This window comes from Pseudomonas sp. PME37.24/006 (genome assembly GCF_055556635.1).
In genome coordinates, this window is record NZ_JBVHNL010000002.1 from 537180 (window position 1) to 555059 (window position 17880).

Annotated in this window: 19 protein-coding genes; 7 read left to right on the forward strand and 12 right to left on the reverse strand. The window is 62.3% G+C overall.

The window, feature by feature from the left end:
* Positions 1-29 precede the first annotated feature (29 nt).
* Positions 30-311: a GNAT family N-acetyltransferase gene (locus ACZ3GY_RS07970; protein WP_465909585.1), complete on the reverse strand. Its 282-nt coding sequence runs from the start codon at positions 309-311 to the stop codon at positions 30-32.
* Positions 312-680: 369 nt separating this feature from the next.
* Between ACZ3GY_RS07970 and oprI the strand changes: the two genes are divergently transcribed.
* A complete protein-coding gene (oprI, locus tag ACZ3GY_RS07975; protein ID WP_042553774.1) occupies positions 681-932 on the forward strand; it encodes an outer membrane lipoprotei OprI in 252 nt (83 codons plus the stop codon).
* 128 nt (positions 933-1060) lie between these two features.
* Here the strand turns inward: oprI and ACZ3GY_RS07980 are convergent, their stop codons facing one another.
* The 3 genes from ACZ3GY_RS07980 to ACZ3GY_RS07990 are packed head-to-tail and all read right to left on the reverse strand — an operon-like array spanning position 1061 to position 3034.
* Positions 1061-2017, reverse strand: coding sequence for a L,D-transpeptidase family protein (locus ACZ3GY_RS07980; protein WP_465909587.1), 957 nt, complete (start codon positions 2015-2017; stop codon positions 1061-1063).
* A 59-nt stretch (positions 2018-2076) separates the two neighbouring features.
* Complete coding sequence (locus tag ACZ3GY_RS07985; protein ID WP_463564721.1) at positions 2077-2358, reverse strand: hypothetical protein; 282 nt, start codon at positions 2356-2358, stop codon at positions 2077-2079.
* A 58-nt stretch (positions 2359-2416) separates the two neighbouring features.
* A complete protein-coding gene (locus ACZ3GY_RS07990; RefSeq protein ID WP_465910018.1) occupies positions 2417-3034 on the reverse strand; it encodes an arylesterase in 618 nt (205 codons plus the stop codon).
* Positions 3035-3044: 10 nt separating this feature from the next.
* On the opposite strand from ACZ3GY_RS07990, the gene ACZ3GY_RS07995 reads away from it, so the two are divergent.
* Genes ACZ3GY_RS07995 through greB form a run of 3 tightly spaced genes read left to right on the forward strand, consistent with a single transcriptional unit; the run spans position 3045 to position 6763 of the window.
* Positions 3045-3728, forward strand: a complete 684-nt coding sequence (locus tag ACZ3GY_RS07995) for an ABC transporter ATP-binding protein (protein ID WP_463564719.1) — start codon at positions 3045-3047, stop codon at positions 3726-3728.
* Positions 3728-6232, forward strand: a complete 2505-nt coding sequence (locus ACZ3GY_RS08000; protein WP_465909588.1) for an ABC transporter permease — start codon at positions 3728-3730, stop codon at positions 6230-6232. Before ACZ3GY_RS07995 ends, ACZ3GY_RS08000 begins: the two co-directional genes overlap by 1 nt.
* A 33-nt stretch (positions 6233-6265) precedes the next feature.
* Positions 6266-6763 (forward strand): transcription elongation factor GreB, encoded by a 498-nt coding sequence (gene greB, locus ACZ3GY_RS08005; protein ID WP_463564718.1) that lies wholly within the window; start codon positions 6266-6268, stop codon positions 6761-6763.
* Here greB and ACZ3GY_RS08010 read toward each other — a convergent pair whose 3' ends face one another.
* The 3 genes from ACZ3GY_RS08010 to ACZ3GY_RS08020 all read right to left on the reverse strand — a co-directional run bounded on the left by ACZ3GY_RS08010 (position 6764) and on the right by ACZ3GY_RS08020 (position 9208).
* The gene (locus ACZ3GY_RS08010) at positions 6764-7063 is read right to left on the reverse strand and encodes a class I SAM-dependent methyltransferase (RefSeq protein ID WP_463564716.1); all 300 of its coding nucleotides are present in this window, start codon (positions 7061-7063) and stop codon (positions 6764-6766) included.
* Between the two features lie 218 nt (positions 7064-7281).
* Entirely contained in the window at positions 7282-7716 is a 435-nt protein-coding gene (locus ACZ3GY_RS08015; protein ID WP_463564715.1) for a DoxX family protein, read from the reverse strand.
* A gap of 100 nt (positions 7717-7816) precedes the next feature.
* A complete protein-coding gene (locus ACZ3GY_RS08020) occupies positions 7817-9208 on the reverse strand; it encodes an MltF family protein (RefSeq protein WP_463566050.1) in 1392 nt (463 codons plus the stop codon).
* A 233-nt stretch (positions 9209-9441) separates the two neighbouring features.
* Between ACZ3GY_RS08020 and ACZ3GY_RS08025 the strand changes: the two genes are divergently transcribed.
* From ACZ3GY_RS08025 to ACZ3GY_RS08035, 3 genes are all read left to right on the forward strand, one after another.
* Positions 9442-10278: a TatD family hydrolase gene (locus ACZ3GY_RS08025; RefSeq protein WP_465909589.1), complete on the forward strand. Its 837-nt coding sequence runs from the start codon at positions 9442-9444 to the stop codon at positions 10276-10278.
* A 137-nt stretch (positions 10279-10415) separates the two neighbouring features.
* Complete coding sequence (locus ACZ3GY_RS08030) at positions 10416-11900, forward strand: methyl-accepting chemotaxis protein (RefSeq protein WP_465909590.1); 1485 nt, start codon at positions 10416-10418, stop codon at positions 11898-11900.
* Between the two features lie 114 nt (positions 11901-12014).
* Positions 12015-12245, forward strand: a complete 231-nt coding sequence (locus tag ACZ3GY_RS08035) for a hypothetical protein (protein ID WP_225832721.1) — start codon at positions 12015-12017, stop codon at positions 12243-12245.
* Here ACZ3GY_RS08035 and ACZ3GY_RS08040 read toward each other — a convergent pair.
* From ACZ3GY_RS08040 to ACZ3GY_RS08060, 5 genes are all read right to left on the reverse strand, one after another.
* Positions 12221-13018: an acyl-CoA thioesterase gene (locus ACZ3GY_RS08040; RefSeq protein WP_465909591.1), complete on the reverse strand. Its 798-nt coding sequence runs from the start codon at positions 13016-13018 to the stop codon at positions 12221-12223. The two genes, ACZ3GY_RS08035 and ACZ3GY_RS08040, sit on opposite strands and share 25 nt — an antisense overlap.
* A 104-nt stretch (positions 13019-13122) precedes the next feature.
* Complete coding sequence (locus ACZ3GY_RS08045) at positions 13123-13884, reverse strand: CHAD domain-containing protein (protein WP_465909593.1); 762 nt, start codon at positions 13882-13884, stop codon at positions 13123-13125.
* Positions 13885-13906: 22 nt separating this feature from the next.
* On the reverse strand, positions 13907-15901 hold the full coding sequence (locus ACZ3GY_RS08050; protein WP_465909594.1) for a transglutaminase TgpA family protein: 1995 nt from the start codon (positions 15899-15901) through the stop codon (positions 13907-13909).
* Positions 15898-16854, reverse strand: coding sequence for a DUF58 domain-containing protein (locus ACZ3GY_RS08055; RefSeq protein WP_463564710.1), 957 nt, complete (start codon positions 16852-16854; stop codon positions 15898-15900). Before ACZ3GY_RS08055 ends, ACZ3GY_RS08050 begins: the two co-directional genes overlap by 4 nt.
* Positions 16851-17768, reverse strand: coding sequence for an AAA family ATPase (locus tag ACZ3GY_RS08060; RefSeq protein ID WP_463564709.1), 918 nt, complete (start codon positions 17766-17768; stop codon positions 16851-16853). Before ACZ3GY_RS08060 ends, ACZ3GY_RS08055 begins: the two co-directional genes overlap by 4 nt.
* Between the last annotated feature and the right edge of the window lie 112 nt (positions 17769-17880).

A 17880-nucleotide genomic window follows, 5' to 3' on the forward strand; every position in this document is an offset into this window, starting at 1 on the left:
GCCCGGCGTTTTTGTTTGCTGTCGTCGCCTCAGTTCTGCTCGGCAGAGCCTTCGCGTCGCGCCATGTAACGCTCTACATAGGAGCAGGAAGGAATTACCGTGTAACCCATACGTTCGGCGTAATCGAGCGCGGTCTCGGTGAGGGCCGCTGCGATACCACGACCACGCAGCGAATTGGGTACGAAAGTCCTATAGATATCCAGCGTTTGCTTACCCAGATCCATGTAGGACAGATATGCGCGATCACCATCCACTGTGGTCTCGAACTGGTGACCGGCAAGGTCATGGTGAATGGACAGTGACTCGCTCATTACTACTCCTCTCAATTAGGCCGGACGTCGATACCCTGCCATTGTGGCCCGCGTACATCCGGTAACAATAGGATATAAAGCCATTCTAGATGGTAAAGGGCAAGGCAAAATCCGCGGCGCCCGGAATCGGCAGAGTCCTTGTCCAGTTACCCTGATCTTTCGACTGCTTTTCGCCTCAGCGCACTGCTCAATAAACAACCAAAATCACCCTCGGTTTATTATCAGCAGAACGCTGAATATGAAAAAAAACAGCACCCTTGCTTTCCATGCGTTTACTTACTAAAAGTTACAGGTAGTATGTACGCCGGTCATTTTCCGGGTTCGGAATGTGCCTTCAACAAGCAAAAAACTTACCCCAAGGGGAACACGATGAACAACGTTCTGAAATTCTCTGCTCTGGCTCTGGCCGCAGTTCTGGCTACCGGTTGCAGCAGCGTTACCAAAGAAACCGAAGCTCGCCTGACTGCAACTGAAGACGCAGCAGCTCGCTCCCAAGCCCGCGCTGACGAAGCCTACCGCAAGGCTGACGAAGCACTGGCTGCCGCTCAGAAGGCTCAGCAAACTGCTGACGAAGCCAACGAGCGTGCTCTGCGTATGCTGGAAAAAGCCAGCCGCAAGTAATAGCCCTTGGGCTAATAAAAAGCCGACCCCTGGGGTCGGCTTTTTATTAGCCGGCGTATTTAAAGCGTATGTGCAAACAATAAAAACCACTGTTCGATGACAGTGGTCTTGAATGGCTGCAGTCACACTCAGAACGCAGACGATTGCGCCTGAATCACCGCATCCCGAGGCGTCGCGATCTCGATCGGCAGACCGTCTTGCGACGCTACGACCTCGCGTACTACATCCCAGTCCAGATTCTGCGCATTCAGGTCGCTACGCTTGATCAGTGCATTGACCACTGCGGCATGCTGATCACCAACCGGTGAGCCTTCTTCCTCGCCGAGCGGCGCATGGGCCTCAAGGTAGACCTTGCCATTGCTCACACCAAACTTGTAGGGCTCGTTGATGATGCGCACAGGCGTACCGACGGGCACCATATCGGCCAGTTCGAGCACATTGTTATTGAGCATGCGAAAACAACCATGGCTCACGCGCATGCCGATACCGAATTTTTTATTCGAGCCGTGGATCAGGTAACCCGGCACCGAAAGTGCCATTTTGTAAGGCCCCAACGGATTGTCCGGGCCTGGCGGCACGTAACTTGGCAGCGGGTCACCATCAGCAGCGTGCTCGTCGCGGATCGATTGCGGTGGGTACCAGCCCGGATTCGGCGTTTTTGCAGTGATACGCGCATCGGCAACCGGCGAACTCCAACCTTCACGACCGATACCCAGCGGGTAGGTGTGGACGACGTTCTGACCTTTCGGAAAGTAGTAAAGACGGTATTCGGCCAAATTGATGACGATGCCCTCTCGAGGGCCTGCCGGCAGAATGAAACGTGTTGGCAGAACAATATCAGTACCCTCGCCTGGCAGCCAGGCATCCACGCCCGGATTGGCGGCAACCATCTCTAGGTAGCCCAGATCATTGGCAGTACCCAGATCAGCGAAGGTGTCTTCATAACGCGCTTTTATCACCTGAATTTCACCCACCACATCTTCACCGGGCGGCGGCAGCGGCAACTCCATCGCGACAGCAGAACCTGCCAGACAGAAAGCACTCAACGACAGACAGCGGGCGAGAGCTGAAACGCGCGGCGACATGCAGGAAACCCTTGAGGTGGAGGTGATAGTGAGAGGTGAAGTGTATACCGCCGCCAGGCTCAGCGTCCCGGCCAGGCTGGGCGATCTCCGCGCCGCTGAGCCTCGAGCGTAGCCAGGCAGGCTGAACACAGACGCCGATCATGCAACATGGGGCGCTCCAGATCACGCCACAGCGGCTGCGCCGGCAGCAAGCCACCACACAGCGTGCGGTCGGCATAGCCACCGAGTTCCAACTGACGAGCGACCAGGTGCACCCGCGCCTCACGGCAGGCGAACAGGTCGAGCTGTTCGTCGGGCTCGATCAGTTGATAGGCGTACAGAGACCAGACGGGTCGCAGCATTGAGGGCTCCAGGGCGGGGGCGCCACATTAGCCGAAACTCCGTCAGTGGAAAAGCCCGTCAGAGCAACGGTTTCAGGGTTGGCCAGACATTCTCCAGCAGCAGCGGCTGTGCCTCCACGGCGGGATGCACGCCATCGTCCTGCATCAGCGTGTCGACACCGCCCACCCCCTCAAGAAGGAACGGCACCAGCGGGACATTCTTATCTCCTGCCAAGTCGTCATAGACCTTGGCGAAGGCGGTGGTATAGCGCTCGCCATAGTTGGGAGGAATGCGCATTCCCAGCAACAACACCTTGGCACCTGCCTCACGAGAGGCATCAACCATCGACGCAAGATTCTGTTGCAATTGGCTAGGTGGTAGGCCGCGCAGGCCATCATTGCCACCCAGCTCCACGATCACCAGGTTCGGTCTGTGCTCTGCAAGCAGCGCCGGCAGCCGCGCGGCACCGCCTGCACTGGTGTCGCCGCTGATCGAGGCATTCACCAGCCGATGCTCTAAACCCTCGCTTTTCAGGCGCTCATCGAGCAGATGAACCCAGCCCTGCCGGGTATCCATGCCAAAAGCCGCACTGATACTATCGCCGACGACCAGTACGGTTCCCGCCTGCGCCATCTGTACCGCAATCTGTCCCAACAGCAGCAGGCCGAGAACGGCCCCTTTCCATATCGCACGCATCGGATACCTCATGAGCTCAAGCATTCTGTCTGCGCGGAACCTTAACAAAGTGGTTTCCAGCGCGGAAGGCGAGTTGACCATCCTGCACGACCTTTCACTGGAATTGGAAAAAGGTGGCAGTCTGGCCATCGTCGGTAGCTCGGGATCTGGCAAATCCACCCTTCTCGGCCTGCTGGCCGGGCTCGACCTGCCAAGCAGCGGGCGCATTCTGCTGGCCGACAACGATCTGGGTAGCTTGGGCGAAGACGAACGCGCCCGTGTGCGTGCTGAGCACGTCGGCTTCGTGTTCCAGTCCTTCCAGTTGCTCGACAGCCTCAACGCCTTGGAAAACGTCATGCTGCCGCTGGAGCTCGAAGGCCGAAGCGATGCCCGGCAGCGCGCCACTGAGCTGCTCGAGCGTGTTGGTCTAGGTGCACGGCTGACCCACACCCCGCGCCAGCTCTCCGGTGGCGAGCAGCAGCGAGTCGCTATCGCCCGTGCCTTTGCCGCCGAGCCGGATGTACTGTTCGCCGATGAGCCCACCGGTAACCTCGACAGCCACACCGGCGAGCGGATCAGCGACCTGCTGTTCGAGCTGAATCAAGAGCGCGGCGCCACCTTGGTTCTGGTGACCCACGATGAACGCCTGGCGGCCCGCTGCCAACGCCTGATCCGCCTGGAGGGTGGCCACCTCGTGGCACCGGTGAACGCCTGATGAAATCCCTGTCCTTCTTCAGCCTACTATCCCTTGCAGGCCGCCAACTGCTGCGCGATGCCCGTGCCGGCGAGTTGCGCGTGCTGTTCTTCGCCTTGCTGATCGCAGTCGCCTCCAGTACCGCCATCGGCTACTTCGGCGCCCGCCTGAATGAAGGCATGACCTTGCGTGCGACCGAGTTCCTCGGTGCCGACCTGATTCTGCGCGGCAGCGCGCCGGCATCTGCCGAACAGATCGAGGCAGGCACTTCGCGGGGGCTGGAACACGCCCAGGTCGTCGAGTTTTCCAGCGTGATCGCCAGCGACGAAGGCATCCAGCTGGCCAGCGTCAAAGCGGCCGGCAACGGCTACCCCCTGCGCGGCGAACTGAAGAGCGCTGCCGAGCCCTATGCCGAGGAAGCGGTCAGCCAAGGCCCTCAACCTGGCGAAGTCTGGGCCGAGGCGCGATTGCTGGCTGCCCTGAACCTGAAAGCCGGGGACGACATCGAGGTCGGCGCCAAGACCCTGCGCCTGACGCGCGTACTCACCTACCTGCCGGACGAAGCTGGCGACTTCTACAGCCTGACGCCCCATGTGCTGATGCACCTGGATGATCTGCCCGCCACTCGCGTGGTGCAGCCAGGCAGCCGGGTACGCTACATCGAACAATGGAATGGCCCGAGCGACGCCCTGGCCAGTTATCGCCAGGCCCTTGAACCAGACCTGGCCGCCCACCAGCGCTTCGATGATGCCCGGGATGGCAGCCGCAGCGTCGGCGGTGCCCTCGATCGTGCCGAGCGCTACCTGAATCTTGCCAGTCTGGCAGCCGTGTTGCTCGCTGGGGTCGCGGTGGCGCTGTCCGCCGCACGCTTCGCTAGCCGCCGCTTCGACGCCAGCGCACTGCTGCGCTGCCTGGGCCTGTCACGCCGCCAGGCTCTTGGCCTGTTCAGTCTGCAGCTGGCAATTCTCGGCCTGGTTGCCAGCCTCAGCGGCGCCCTACTCGGCTGGCTCGCCCAGCACTTGCTGTTCCAGTTGCTGCAGGGTTTGCTGCCGGCGCAGATTCCGCCGGGCGGCTTATGGCCAGCGCTGGCGGGTATCGCCACGGGCCTGGTGGCACTGGCGGGCTTCGCCCTGCCGCCATTGGCCGCTCTTGGTCGCGTGCCGCCCCTGCGCGTGCTACGCCGCGACATGCTACCGGTGCCGGCCAGCTCCTGGCTGGTGTACGGCACCGCCCTGCTCGCCTTGGGGCTGATCATGTGGCGTCTGAGCCTGGATTTGCCATTGACCCTGGCACTGCTCGGTGGCGGCCTGGTCACTGCGCTACTGCTCGGCGGTCTGTTGCTACTCGGCTTGCAGAGCCTGCGCCGCCTGCTGGCTCGTGCCTCTCTGCCATGGCGCCTGGGCCTCGGCCAACTGCTGCGCCGGCCCCTGGCTGCCGCCGGGCAATCCCTGGCCTTCGGCCTGATCCTGCTGGCCATGGCACTGATCGCTCTGTTGCGCGGCGAACTGCTGGACACTTGGCAGGATCAGTTGCCCGCTGACGCACCTAACCATTTCGCACTCAATGTACTGCCTGCCGAGCGGGACGCGTTCGCCGCACGCCTGGAGCAGCTGTCCCCTCACCCAGCACCACTCTACCCGGTCGTGCCGGGGCGGCTGGTGATGGTCAACGGCGATCCGGTTCGTCAGTACGTCAGCAAGGACTCCCGCGGCGAGCGCGCCGTACGCCGCGACCTCAGCCTGACCTGGGGTGCAGACCTGCCGGAGGGCAATACCCTCACCGCAGGTCAGTGGTGGACAGGCGAAAAGAGCCAGGAACTACCCGGTGTATCGGTGGAAGACGAGCTGGCGGAAAGCCTGCAGATCAAGCTGGGCGACCGGCTGACGTTCACCGTGGGTGGCGTCAACCGCGATGCGGTGGTGACTAGCCTGCGCGAAGTCGACTGGAACAACTTCCAGCCCAACTTCTTCATGATCTTCGAGCCTGGCACCCTGCAGGATCTGCCAGTCACCTACCTGACCAGCTTCTACCTGCCGCCACAGCAGGAGCGGCAGTTGGTCGAACTGTCGCGGGCGTTCCCGTCGGTCACCCTGCTACAGGTCGAGGCGCTGCTCAATCAACTGCGCAGCATCCTCGCCCAGGTCACCATCGCCATCGAGTTCGTCCTGCTGTTCGTCCTCGCCGCCGGCCTGGCCGTACTGTTCGCCGGGCTGCAATCGACGCTGGACGAACGTATTCATCAGGGCGCCCTGTTGCGCGCGCTGGGTGCCGAACGCAAGCTGCTGATTAAGGCACGGCGTGCCGAATTCGGTCTGCTCGGTGCGGCGAGTGGTTTGCTGGCGGCCCTTGGCTGCGAATTGGTCAGCTTCCTGCTTTACCGCTACGCCTTCCAGATGAGCTGGCAGCCGCATCCGTGGCTGCTGTTGCTGCCTCTGATCGGCGCCTTACTGGTCGCAACTGCTGGCGTACTGGGCACGCGGCGCTCGCTGGATGCCAGCCCTCTCACTGTTCTGCGCGAGGGTTGATAGACTGCGCCCCCGCCACAGACTGAGCCGAGCATGAGTCGATACCGTCCGCCCCGCACTGCCGGAACGCCCCTCATCACCCCCGAAGGTGAGGCGCGTCTGCGTGCTGAACTGCACGAGCTCTGGCACGTACGCCGTCCGGAGGTCACGCGCTCGGTCAGCGAGGCAGCGGCCCAGGGTGACCGCTCTGAGAACGCGGAATACACCTATGGCAAGAAAATGCTACGGGAAATCGACAGCCGCGTACGGTTCCTTACCAAGCGCCTGGAAAGCCTCAAGGTGGTCGATACGCATCCGAGTGATCCCGACAAGGTCTACTTCGGCGCCTGGGTGACCCTGGAAGATGAGGATGGCAACGCCTCGCGCTACCGCATCGTCGGCCCGGACGAACTCGACCTGAAGCTCAATCTGATCAGTATCGACTCACCACTGGCCCGGGCGTTGATAGGCAAAGGGCTGGACGCAGAAGTGCGTGTAGAAACGCCGACCGGCGACAAGTACTGGTACGTCATCGCCATCGACTATCCGTAATCAACGCAGGGTGATCAGTCCCTGGCGGGCGATACGCGTCAGTTGGCCGAGCGCTTCGCTACTGGGGCGCTGCAGCACCGCAAAGTCGAAGCTGTCATCGGCAAAGCGTTGCAGCGACTCGCCGTGTTCGGCGAACTGCACGAGAAAGGCGCGACGCCCCTGACGGCGACTGGGCCAGCCATCGAGGTAACGCAGCAGGGTCGGCTGGTGGGTGCCACCGAGCAGAATGCGCGGGTTGCGCCGGATCAAACCGGAAGTGATGGGAACGATACGAATCTGTGTGGCCTGGGAGCAGGTCATGGGTGTTTGTCTCCGCCTCGAAAATCCCGCTGGGCAGCGGTGAGAGGCAACACCGAACCAGCGCTTTAGCGGAATTTCGAGACTCGTTGAAGAATCCCTGAGGCGCCCCGCAAGTAGCTGTTTAAATCGGCGCAGGCGGCAATCCTAGAGAGTTGCAGATCGCCCTGTCAATAACCAAGAAAGCCCGCATCAGCGGGCCTTGCAGAGACGCTTGTCGCTTAACCGGCGATGCGCTTGTCAACAGACAGACGACCCGCGCCTTCGATCAGCAGTGCCAGGGTGGCGGCCATCAGCGCCAGGGCGAATTCATAGCCATTGTCGCTCATGAAGAAACCGTTACCGATGTGCACGGAGAAAATGGCCACCAACAGGGTGAAGGTCAGCACCGCCGCAGCCGGACGAACCAACAAACCAACAATCAGCGCCAGGCCACCGAAGAACTCGGCACTACCGGCCATCAACGCCATCAGGTAGCCGGGTGCCAGACCGATGCTTTCCATCCACTGCGCCACACCCGCCAGGCCATAACCACCGAACCAGCCGAACAGTTTCTGCGCGCCATGGGCCACGAAAATGATACCGACCAGTACCCGCAGGATGGTCAGGCCATAGCCTGCGCGGGTGGCTGCCAGGGATTTGATGAGTGCGTTCATGGGGCGATTCCTTTGCTGTGTGAGTGAGATGGCGCCATATTAATTTAATTATCAAATATGAACACCGAATAAAACCGCTAAAACAAATCGAATAGATCGATTATTTACGCATGCTCACTGCCTGCTTTGCAGCAGGCTCCAGGGAATAGCGCTCCCGCGCATAGGCCAGGTAGTACTTGTTCACCGCATTGACGTAACTGACCACACCCATGCCCAGCTCTTCCATGGCGACGCGCTCCACTTGGAAAAACCACTGATCCGGATTCAAGCCACGTCGCCGCGCCTCTGCGCGCAGCCTCTGCACTCGCTGTGGGCCGAGATTGTAGCCGGCCAACACAAACGCCATACGCTCCCGCTCGTTGAGCCTAGGGCTATTAAAGAAGCTACGGCGGATCTTGGCCAGGTACTTGGCGCTGGCCTGCACGTTGTTCTCCACCCGTGTGATATCGCTGACACCGACGCTGCGCGCCGCCGCTGGCGTGATCTGCATCAGACCGGTAGCGCCACTGCTGCCCCGCGCACCGGGATTCAGGGTTGACTCCTTGAATGCCAGCGCAGCCAGCGCCAGCCAGTCGAAATCATGCTGCTCGGCGTAGCGCTGCAAGACCGGACGCACGCGCTCCAGCCGCTGCCGCTCGGTGCGCCCCATGGGCGAATGCACTTTGTAGAGACGCCGATAGACACGCTGAAAGGCAGCATCCTGATCATCGGGTACCCGGTAACCTTCAAGGAAGCGATCGACACTGGCACTGAGCATCGGCGCGTCGCGGCGCATGTACCAGCGCATATCGCCCTGATCATCGAGCACCAGATGGCGATCGACGCGCAACTTGGGCATAACCTTTGCCCAGCGCTCGGCAATGTGCAGCTCCACGGCAGTGAAGTCGAAGATACCGGCCTGAACCATCTCCAGCACGTCCTCGACGGCGAGAGTCGGATCCACCCACTCGACCACGATAGGCGGCAGCTTGCGCTCCTGGAGTTTCAGGTTGATACCGTGCAGGGCGTCTTTGGCAATGCTGCCCACTGGCAGCGACAGGCTGCGTCCAGCCAATTGCTCGAGACGCTGATAGCGCCGATTGCCCTGCCGCGCGACGATCACCACCGGCACATCACGGCGAATCGCTTCGCTGGCGATGATGCTCGTACCGCCCTTGCTGCTAAGCAACTCACCGGGTGCCACCAGGTCGCCCTCGCCGCGCTGCAGCGCGGCTAGCAATTGATCCTTGGCTTTGGGAATCATCTTCAGATGCAGGCTGCGCCCATCCCGCGCGTTGCGGTTGAGGTACTGCTCCAGGGCACGCAGGCGCTGATATTCGACGCCGATGCTCTGCCCTTTGACCTCACCCGAACTGTTGCGGCTCTGGTTGACCAGTACGCGCAGCTCGCCACTCTTGCGAATGCTGGGCAAATCACGAACTGCCGCTGGCTGGGTCACTTCCACCGGGCCAGCAATACGCGCCACTGCCGAAAGCGGCAGCGAGAGCAACATGCATAGCACGAGAAAGACACGCAATATCGACGCTCCGGAGGCGGAAAACCGGCCGACTGCCAGTGGCGGTCAGCCGAAAGCTGGGCGCGGAGAGTCGCACAGCCGGGGTTCTGACGCCAATAATTGTTGATTTTACATTACAAAGAACTCACAACCCTTTGTAATCAATAGCTTTTTATATGCAATGAAAAGCTCTGTTATGCTGCGGCGCTCAAGTTCCACAGGGTCACACCATGCAACTCATCGACATCGGCGTCAATCTGACCCACGCAAGCTTCAAGGATCAGCGCCAGGCACTGCTCGAAAGAGCCTTCAACGCGGGCGTCTGCCAGTTGGTGCTGACCGGCACCAGTCTGGAGGAAAGCGAGCATGCGCTGAATCTTTGCCGACAGCTGGATGAAAGTGGTGACCGCCTGTTCAGCACTGCTGGCCTACACCCTCACAACGCCAAGGACTGGAGCAGCGACCATGCGCGAAGCCTGGGCGCCCTGCTGGCCGAGCCTCAGGTACGCGCCGTGGGGGAATGCGGTCTGGACTTCAACCGGGACTTCTCGCCACGCCCGCAGCAAGAGAAGGCGCTGGAAGAACAGCTCAGCCTGGCGGTGGAGCTGCAGATGCCGGTGTTCCTGCACGAGCGCGATGCTCATCCACGCTTCGTGCAGATCCTGCGTGATTACCGTGATCGCTTGCCGGCGGCGGTCGTGCACTGCTTCACCGGCGAGCAGCGCGCGCTGTTCGATTACCTGGACCTGGATCTGCACATCGGCATCACGGGCTGGATCTGCGACGAGCGTCGTGGTGCCCACCTGCATCCGCTGGTCAGAGAGATTCCCGTTGGCCGCCTGATGCTGGAAAGCGACGCCCCTTACCTGCTCCCTCGCAGCCTCAGACCCAAACCGAAAAACGGACGTAACGAGCCCGCCTACCTGAGTGAGGTACTGCGCGAGGTGGCCCTGCATCGCCAGGAATCCGAGGCCGAGGTTGCACGACACACCACCGCCTGTGCCCGTGCCTTTTTTGCGCTGCCGTCGATCGTCGAGCGGACTGACGACGAAGAAATGGATGACTAGGGGCGACCACCTCCGTTGATCCGGGTGCAATCATGCAACTTCCGAGTCATTGACTCATATCAAGGGATGGACATTTTGCTCGTGGAAGAATGATGGCGCCTTGCTAGCACCCTCATTCATGTCGAAAGCAGAAAAACATGCCCGTCTGGATTCGCGATGTATCCCTGAAACACAAGTTCTGGGCGGTCAACGCCGTCGCCTTCTTCACCACCCTGCTGCTCGTTCTGTTCGCCATGTATCAGGAACAGGACACCTTTGCCCAGGCTGCCCGCGAAGGAGCGCAAAAGCAGGCGCGCCTTATTTCCGCATGGCCCGCCGATGGCGAGCTACCGCGCAGTGCTGATCTGATCCCGTTCACAACAGATGAGGCGCCACGCCTGCCCGGTAACGCGGACACTAGCGCACTGCGCAATGCCCACGGCTGGGTCGATCTCGCCCATGACAGCGTGTTCGGCAGCGATCCGCTGATCGGCGCCCAGATCATCGAGCGCGACAGCGACAAGCGCGTAGCGCTACCGGCATACGGCCGCAGCCTGGCGCAAATATTTGCCGAGCGTCTCGGCAGTTACGCATTGACGGTAGCCCTGCTGATGCTCGCCCTGCTTGGCGCCTCGCAGGTTCTCATCCGTTTTCTGCTCACCCACCTCAATACCCTCAAGGACGTCATGCTGCACGTGGAGAGGAACGGCGACCTGTCGGCACGCGTTGCCCTGCAAAGCCGCGATGAAGTCGGGCAGATGGCCGGTGCCTTCAATGCCATGCAGGACGGCTACCAGCGTGTCGTCAGCACGGTCATCCAGGCAGCCTCCAGACTGGATGACGGCACGACACGGCTTGCCCGGAGCATGGAAGACGTACGCCAGGGCATGCTCGGCCAGCAGAGCGAAACCGACCAAGCCGCTACCGCCATCAACGAGATGTCGACGACCGTGCACCACATTGCCGAGCATGCGGCGACCACTCGTGACCAGTCACAGACCGCCGACCAACTCGCCGGCGCCGGGCAGGCCGTGGTCAGTCGCGTTGTGCACTCGATCACCGGGCTTTCCAGTGGCGTGCAGCAGACGGCGATGCTGATCCAGCAGGTCGCAGGCGACAGCCAGAAGATCAGCAGCGTGGTGAACGTCATCCATGGCATCGCCGAACAGACCAACCTGCTGGCGCTCAACGCCGCCATCGAGGCGGCGCGCGCTGGCGAGATGGGCCGTGGCTTTGCCGTGGTAGCCGACGAGGTGCGCAACCTGGCCAAGCGCGTGCAGGACTCCACCGACGAGATCACCAGCATGATCGGCACCTTGCAGGCCGGCACTCGCGACGCCGTGGAATTCATGCAGGAAAGCTCGCTCAAGGCCGACGACTGCGTACAGGCCGCCCACGAAGCCGGTGAGGCGCTGGCTGCGATTACCAGTGCAGTGGCGCAGATGCGCGAGAGCAATACGCAGATCGCCGTGGCCGCCGAGCAGCAGAGTCAGGTGGCCGAGGAGATGACTCGCTCGGTGATCGGCATTCGCGATGTCACCGAACAAACTGTCGAGCAGACCCAGGAGTCAGCCACTACCAGCAGTGAACTGGCAGAACTGGCTGGCGAGCTATCGCGAGCCATCCGCCAGCTCAAACCCTAAGGCTATCGGAGCGCAGGCAGATAGTACAAAAGCTATCTGCCACATAGGAGGGATCAATTCGCTGCCGGGCCTGCAGCGCCATAGACTGGCTCGATCTGATGCAGGAGACCTCTCATGACCACGCAAAGCGCCCCCCTCGCCCACTCGGCCAGCACCGAATCGATCGACATGCCATCGCTGGCCATCGCCATGCCGCTGCTGCTGGTGTCGCTCGCCCTTGCCGGCAGTGGCTCAGGCCCGCTGGCACTGGCTCTGTCCGGGCTTGGAGCCATCGCAGCCTATGCCCTGGCGCGTCAGGCGCTGCTACCTGCCGCTGAGACTCAGGCGAACACCGTTACCGTCTGACGGCTGATCGCCAGCAGCTCACCGCTGGGCGTCCAGAGCGCCGCAGCGACGTGCCCGTAGCCATCGCGGGCGTGCTCGATTTCCGCGCGGTACAGGCACCACTGATCGGAAGTCACCGAAACCAGCGGCTGGATGAACTCGATGGTCCAGGTCAGCGAACTGCCCGGGGCAGGCCCTTTGAGCAGCGACAGCACAGCCGGTGGCCAGGCATCGACCAGTCCCAGCAGATGAGCTTCATCAAGGGCTTCGACGCGCTCCTGATCGCGAAAACGTACCCACCCGCCCATCTCCCGCGACTGGCTGCCACTGAATGGCAACCCACCCAGTCCCCAGCGCATGGCCAGATGGCGGGTGAATTCCGGGGTGACCTTGGGGATATAAGGCAGCTCCTGGCTGCTCTCCACGGCCTTGAGCAGCGGTGCCGGCTGCGCCTCGACCCTTACCGAAGAAGAGCGCGGCGCGCCAAAGCTGCCCTGCACCAGCGCCACCACTTCACCGTTCTGTAACGCGCGCCCCAGCACCTGACTGACCGCCTTGCCCTCACGCAGCACCTCGGCCTCGAAACGGATTTCGGTGTCAGGCGCGACCGGCGCCACGAAAGAGATTGCCAGCGAGCGTGGGGGACGATCGGCGGGTACCTTGCTGCGCATCACGGCGTAGACCAGTGCCGCCACTAAGCCGCCGAAACTGGCGCGGCCCTGGCCCCAGTCAGAAGGGATCGACAGCGACTCAGGGGTGCGCTGTACCTGCTCCAGCAATGCAGAGAAATTCATGTTCAACTCCCGTAAACGTCCGCCTGATAGTAAAAGACTCGCCTCTGGGCGGCGAGCCTGGGGCGAACGCCAGTTCGGTCATTTGTAAGGAGATAGCGGGGTGCTCACTCCAGCGCGGCCAGCAGACGCGCCTGAATCACTTCCGACGACTGTTCGGCCTCTTCCATCGAACGGCGCCAGGCCTGTACGAATACCTGCAAATCCTTCTCCGTTTCGGCCCTTGCCAACCACTGCAGGTGATCGTGCCAGTCGCCGAGCACCGCCTGCCCCTTCTTGAGCAGGCGAACCTGAGCGGCGGATAGCGGCGACAGTTGCGGGTACGCTTCCGCCGTATAGCGCACGCGCTTGATCAACAGACGGACGCGGTGGCGGTCATGCTCGGCATCACGCAACGCCTCGAGCAGACGAGCTCGCTGCTTGCGCAGGTAGCGGCGAACCTTTTTGTGCAGGTCATCGAGTTCACCATTGGCCTGCTGCACAGCCAGCTCCTGGGGCCATTCATCCAGTGCCCGAAACAGTGCTGGCAGCGAGCGGCTGGCGAGCAACATCGCATCGCCTCTGGCCCGCTCGGCCACACGTCGGTCGGCAGCGGCATGCTCGCCATGCTGCCTCAGGGTGTCGATCAACACTTCAAGATCCCGCAGCGGGCCACTCAGACGGCCGATCTCTGCCGCACGCTGCTGCAACGGGTCACTGCCAGCAGCACCCTTGAGGGGCTTCAACAAGCTGCGCAGCCTGCGCAGGCACACCCGCAGATCATGCAGCGCCTCACCATCGGTCTGGGCCTGCAGGCGCTCGCGGCAGGCATACAGCGCTACCTGCAAACGCAGCACCTCACTGCGCAAATTGCTGACGAAACCACTCATTGCGGGTACTCCTGAAAACCGGTCAATGGGATCGACTCCAACGCCACGGTAGCTGACGGCGAAGCGCAGTCAGCTGTTGGAGTAGTACGCGGGTGGATATGTTCTGTCCTGCATAACGCTGCGCCTCATAGGCCTGCACGAACCCATTGATGGCCTCGGCCTGCCCGGGTAGCGCTTGAGCCGCACGGGCAGCGAAAGCTCGCGGGCCCTCGCTGGTATCTCGGCGTACACCATGCTGTGCCAGCAGACGTTCGAAGCGCAGGAACACACGCTGCAGCGGATCACGCTCAGCACGCCACGGCTTGAACAACCACAGTGACAGCAAACCCAGAAGCAACCCACCGCCGCCGAACAGCGCCAGTATCAGCCGGCTGGCATCCACCTGACCGAACCAGCGCTGCAGCAATTCGAACTGCTGAGCCCCCTGATAGCCCAGAACCCAACGCTGCCAGCCATAGTTGAGGTCATCCCAAGCCAGTCGCAGCTCGTTCAGCCAGGTCAGGTTGCGGTAACGCAATGGCGAAAATGGTGAATCGGCAAGGAAACTCTGCTCGCCCGCCAGTGCCTGCTCCAGGCCTTGTTCGATACGTTCCGGGGCGACCTGGAACGTCGGATCTACGCTCGTCCAACCCTTCTCCGGCTGCCAGTACTCGACCCAGGCGTGGGCATCAAACTGACGCACCTGAACATAGTTGCCGTTACCGCTCAACTCTCCGCCCTGATAACCGGCGACCACCCGACTGGGAATGCCTGCCGCTCGCAGCACGAACGTCATGGCGCCCGCGTAGTGGGCACAGAAGCCGCTGCGCGTGTCGAACAGGAACTCATCGATGGAGTTGGCACCCAGGGGCGTCGGCTTAAGGGTGTACACGTACGGTTGACGATTGAAGTGGGCGAGCAGCGCAGCGACCAGTTGCTCGTCCTGCGGATGCTGTTGGCGCAGCTCCTGGGCCCACGCGCGGCTGCGCGCATCGCCCTCCTCGGGCAGGCGCAACCAGGTTCGCATACCGTTCTGACGCTCTTGCGGCTCGCGTACTGCCTCGGGCCAGGAACTGACGTTGTAAAGCAGCGCACGCTCCACTGGCCGGTTGCGCTGCAGGCGGAAGTCGCCCATCTGGCGCGTGCCCTGCAGATCGGTTTGTGCCACATCAAGGGCGAACAGCCAGGGCCGCGTGGTGGGCTGCATGACGATGCTGTAGCGCAATTCTTCACCACGCGGCTGCCACTGCGGCGCCGGCTGCCACTGCGCCACTGGCGATTGCGACCAGCGTCGTCCATCGAACTGATCGAGGGTCAGCGCTCGCCAGTAGAGCTCGCTGCGCGGCGGCACCTCGCCCTCAAAGCTGGCGCGAAAGGCCAATTCACCAGAGCGAGTCAGTTCGGCGATATCTCCGGGGGCCATGCTGTCGGCCAGCCCCGTGACGGCGCCCCGCTCATTGGGCACCGGCAGCGACCAAAGCGGCCCCATACGCGGAAAGAACAGAAACAGCAGCAGCATCAGCGGCAGCGCTTGCAGCAGCAGGCTGGCCGACAAGCGAAGCGTGCGCCATGGGCGGGTCGCCGTACCGCTCTGCTGCAGGCCAATCATTGCCGCCAGCAGGGCGCAGATCGGCAGCAGGCTGAATAGCGCGATGAGGATACTGTCGTCGAACAGATACGCGGTCACCACCACGAAGAAGCCGAGGAAGATCAGCACCAGCGCGTCGCGGCGGGTGCGCATCTCCAGCAACTTAAGGATAAAGGCGGCAATCAGCAGCACCACGCCGCCATCGAGCCCCACCAGCGTTCCGCGCGAAAGGAATACCCCGAGTCCCGCCAGTACGATCAGGCCGATGCGCAGCAGCCGTGTGGGATAACCGGCACGCATGCGAAAAATCTGCACCCGCCAGAAGGCGCAGCCCAGCCACAGGCCGATCACCCATAACGGCAGATGCCCCAGGTGCGGGACGATCACCAGCGCCTGCGCCACCAGCAGCCAGGTCAAACTGATGCGCGGAATACCCTGAATGGCGCTCATTTTCGAGCTCCGTGCAGCGCCAGCGCACGCAGGCACTGCTCACGGTGACGCTCGCCGATATCCGCGGAGAACAGACTGCCAGGAAGATGCAGGGCAAACGGCTGCTGGCGTTCAGAGAGTACCAGCACCCAGTGGCAGAGCAGCGAGAGTCGGCTTTCTAGATCACCGCTCAGTACGTCGAAATCCAGCACCAGATCACGGCCGCTGTGGGCGGCAAAATCCTTGACCAGAAGCCCCTGGCCGCGCGAGTAAGCCTTCCAGTGCAGACGCTTACGCGAGTCGCCCGGCTGATAGGTACGCAGGCCTTGGAAATCGTCGCTGCCCTGCCCCATGCTCAGATGCCCCTGCTCCTGATCGTCTTCACTGCCGCCGGCGGCAAGCGGCAGCTCACCTTCCAGTGGACGGGGATACACCAGCACCGATTGGTCCAGATCGAGCAGGCTCCAGGCCACCAGCAGGCCTAAAGGAAAACGGCTTTCCACCCGCAGCCTGCCGGGGTGCAGCCAGCCGCGGTGCTCGGTCGGCAGGCTCAGTTCGCATTCGGCAACGCCACCGGCGGCAACGTCCTGTTGCAGCGTGTCGGCAGGCGGCCAACCCAGCGCGACAGCCTCATGCCCCCTCCCGCGGCTTTCCAGACGCACTCGCAGACGCGCCTGTTCGCCGGCGAATACGGCACCGGCGCCACCAGCATGCAGCACCAGGCCAGCCAGGTTGCGGTAGGTGTGCAGGATGGCCACCACGAAGACCGAGCCCAGCAGGAACGTCAGCCCGTAGGCCAGGCTGCTCTGGTAATTGATTGCCGCCAGCAACATCACCAGCAGCGCAAACAGAAACGCCACCCCGACCCGCGTCGGCAGGATAAAGATCCGCCGCTGACTGAGCTGGATACTGGCCGCCGCCGGAATGCGCTTGTCCAACCAACGACCCCAGCGCTGCTTCAGAGCACTCGTCAAAGTGCAGGAACCTCGCGCAGTAGCCACTGCACCAGTGCACCGCCGCCATGCCCGGCGGGGTCGGCCTGATCGCGCAGGCGATGGCCGGCAACCGATGGCAGCACCGCCTGCACATCTTCGGGAATCACATAATCACGCTGCGCCAGCAACGCCCAGGCCCGTGACGCCGCCAGCAGCGCCAGGCTGCCACGTGGTGACAGGCCCCAAGCGAACTGCGGCTGGGTACGTGTGGCCTCGACCAGGCGCAGCACGTAGTCGACCAATGCATCACTGACCCGAACCTTGGGCACCTCGGCTTGCAATTTCGCGAGCTCGGTGTGGTTGAGTACCGCCTCCAGAGTTGGCAGCACCGAGCGACGGGATTCGCCCAGCAGCAACGCCTTCTCCGCCGCTCGGGCTGGATAACCTAGCGACAGGCGCATCAGGAAACGATCCAGTTGCGATTCCGGCAAGGCGAAGGTGCCGCTCTGGCTGATCGGGTTCTGCGTGGCGATGACGAAGAACGGATCCGGCAGTGGCCGAGTCGCACCCTCGATGGTCACCTGCCCCTCTTCCATGGCCTCCAGCAGGGCACTCTGGCTCTTGGGCGTAGCCCGGTTGATTTCGTCGGCCAGCACCAGTTCGGCGAAGATGGGCCCCGGATGGAAGAGAAACTGCCCGGTATCCTTATCGAATACCGAGGTACCGAGGATATCGCCCGGCAGCAGATCGGAGGTGAACTGCACGCGCTGGAAGCTCAACCCCAGCACCTTGGCGAGGGCGTGGCTCAGGGTGGTCTTGCCCATGCCGGGCAGATCCTCGATCAACAGGTGGCCGCGTGCCAGAAGGCAGGTCAGTGCCAGGCGTACCTGCGCGTCCTTGCCGAGCAGCACCTGGTTGACGGTATCAAGGCAGGCATCCAGTTTCGTGTGCATCGTCCACTCCTCATGCAAGTGGCTCGATGCTACTGGCCCTGCCGCACCGGGCAAAGCATTACGTAACCTTTGCTGACGAAACTGTGTACCAGGCCCGAACTTGAGCGGCGCT

Bases quoted from the DNA above. Each gene is read 5' to 3' on its own strand.
- ACZ3GY_RS07970 (WP_465909585.1), bottom strand. From the start codon at position 311: ATGAGCGAGTCACTGTCCATTCACCATGACCTTGCCGGTCACCAGTTC.
- oprI (WP_042553774.1), top strand. From the start codon at position 681: ATGAACAACGTTCTGAAATTCTCTGCTCTGGCTCTGGCCGCAGTTCTG.
- ACZ3GY_RS07980 (WP_465909587.1), bottom strand. From the start codon at position 2,017: ATGTCGCCGCGCGTTTCAGCTCTCGCCCGCTGTCTGTCGTTGAGTGCT.
- ACZ3GY_RS07985 (WP_463564721.1), bottom strand. From the start codon at position 2,358: ATGCTGCGACCCGTCTGGTCTCTGTACGCCTATCAACTGATCGAGCCC.
- ACZ3GY_RS07990 (WP_465910018.1), bottom strand. From the start codon at position 3,034: ATGCGTGCGATATGGAAAGGGGCCGTTCTCGGCCTGCTGCTGTTGGGA.
- ACZ3GY_RS07995 (WP_463564719.1), top strand. From the start codon at position 3,045: ATGAGCTCAAGCATTCTGTCTGCGCGGAACCTTAACAAAGTGGTTTCC.
- ACZ3GY_RS08000 (WP_465909588.1), top strand. From the start codon at position 3,728: ATGAAATCCCTGTCCTTCTTCAGCCTACTATCCCTTGCAGGCCGCCAA.
- greB (WP_463564718.1), top strand. From the start codon at position 6,266: ATGAGTCGATACCGTCCGCCCCGCACTGCCGGAACGCCCCTCATCACC.
- ACZ3GY_RS08010 (WP_463564716.1), bottom strand. From the start codon at position 7,063: ATGACCTGCTCCCAGGCCACACAGATTCGTATCGTTCCCATCACTTCC.
- ACZ3GY_RS08015 (WP_463564715.1), bottom strand. From the start codon at position 7,716: ATGAACGCACTCATCAAATCCCTGGCAGCCACCCGCGCAGGCTATGGC.
- ACZ3GY_RS08020 (WP_463566050.1), bottom strand. From the start codon at position 9,208: ATGTTGCTCTCGCTGCCGCTTTCGGCAGTGGCGCGTATTGCTGGCCCG.
- ACZ3GY_RS08025 (WP_465909589.1), top strand. From the start codon at position 9,442: ATGCAACTCATCGACATCGGCGTCAATCTGACCCACGCAAGCTTCAAG.
- ACZ3GY_RS08030 (WP_465909590.1), top strand. From the start codon at position 10,416: ATGCCCGTCTGGATTCGCGATGTATCCCTGAAACACAAGTTCTGGGCG.
- ACZ3GY_RS08035 (WP_225832721.1), top strand. From the start codon at position 12,015: ATGACCACGCAAAGCGCCCCCCTCGCCCACTCGGCCAGCACCGAATCG.
- ACZ3GY_RS08040 (WP_465909591.1), bottom strand. From the start codon at position 13,018: ATGAATTTCTCTGCATTGCTGGAGCAGGTACAGCGCACCCCTGAGTCG.
- ACZ3GY_RS08045 (WP_465909593.1), bottom strand. From the start codon at position 13,884: ATGAGTGGTTTCGTCAGCAATTTGCGCAGTGAGGTGCTGCGTTTGCAG.
- ACZ3GY_RS08050 (WP_465909594.1), bottom strand. From the start codon at position 15,901: ATGAGCGCCATTCAGGGTATTCCGCGCATCAGTTTGACCTGGCTGCTG.
- ACZ3GY_RS08060 (WP_463564709.1), bottom strand. From the start codon at position 17,768: ATGCACACGAAACTGGATGCCTGCCTTGATACCGTCAACCAGGTGCTG.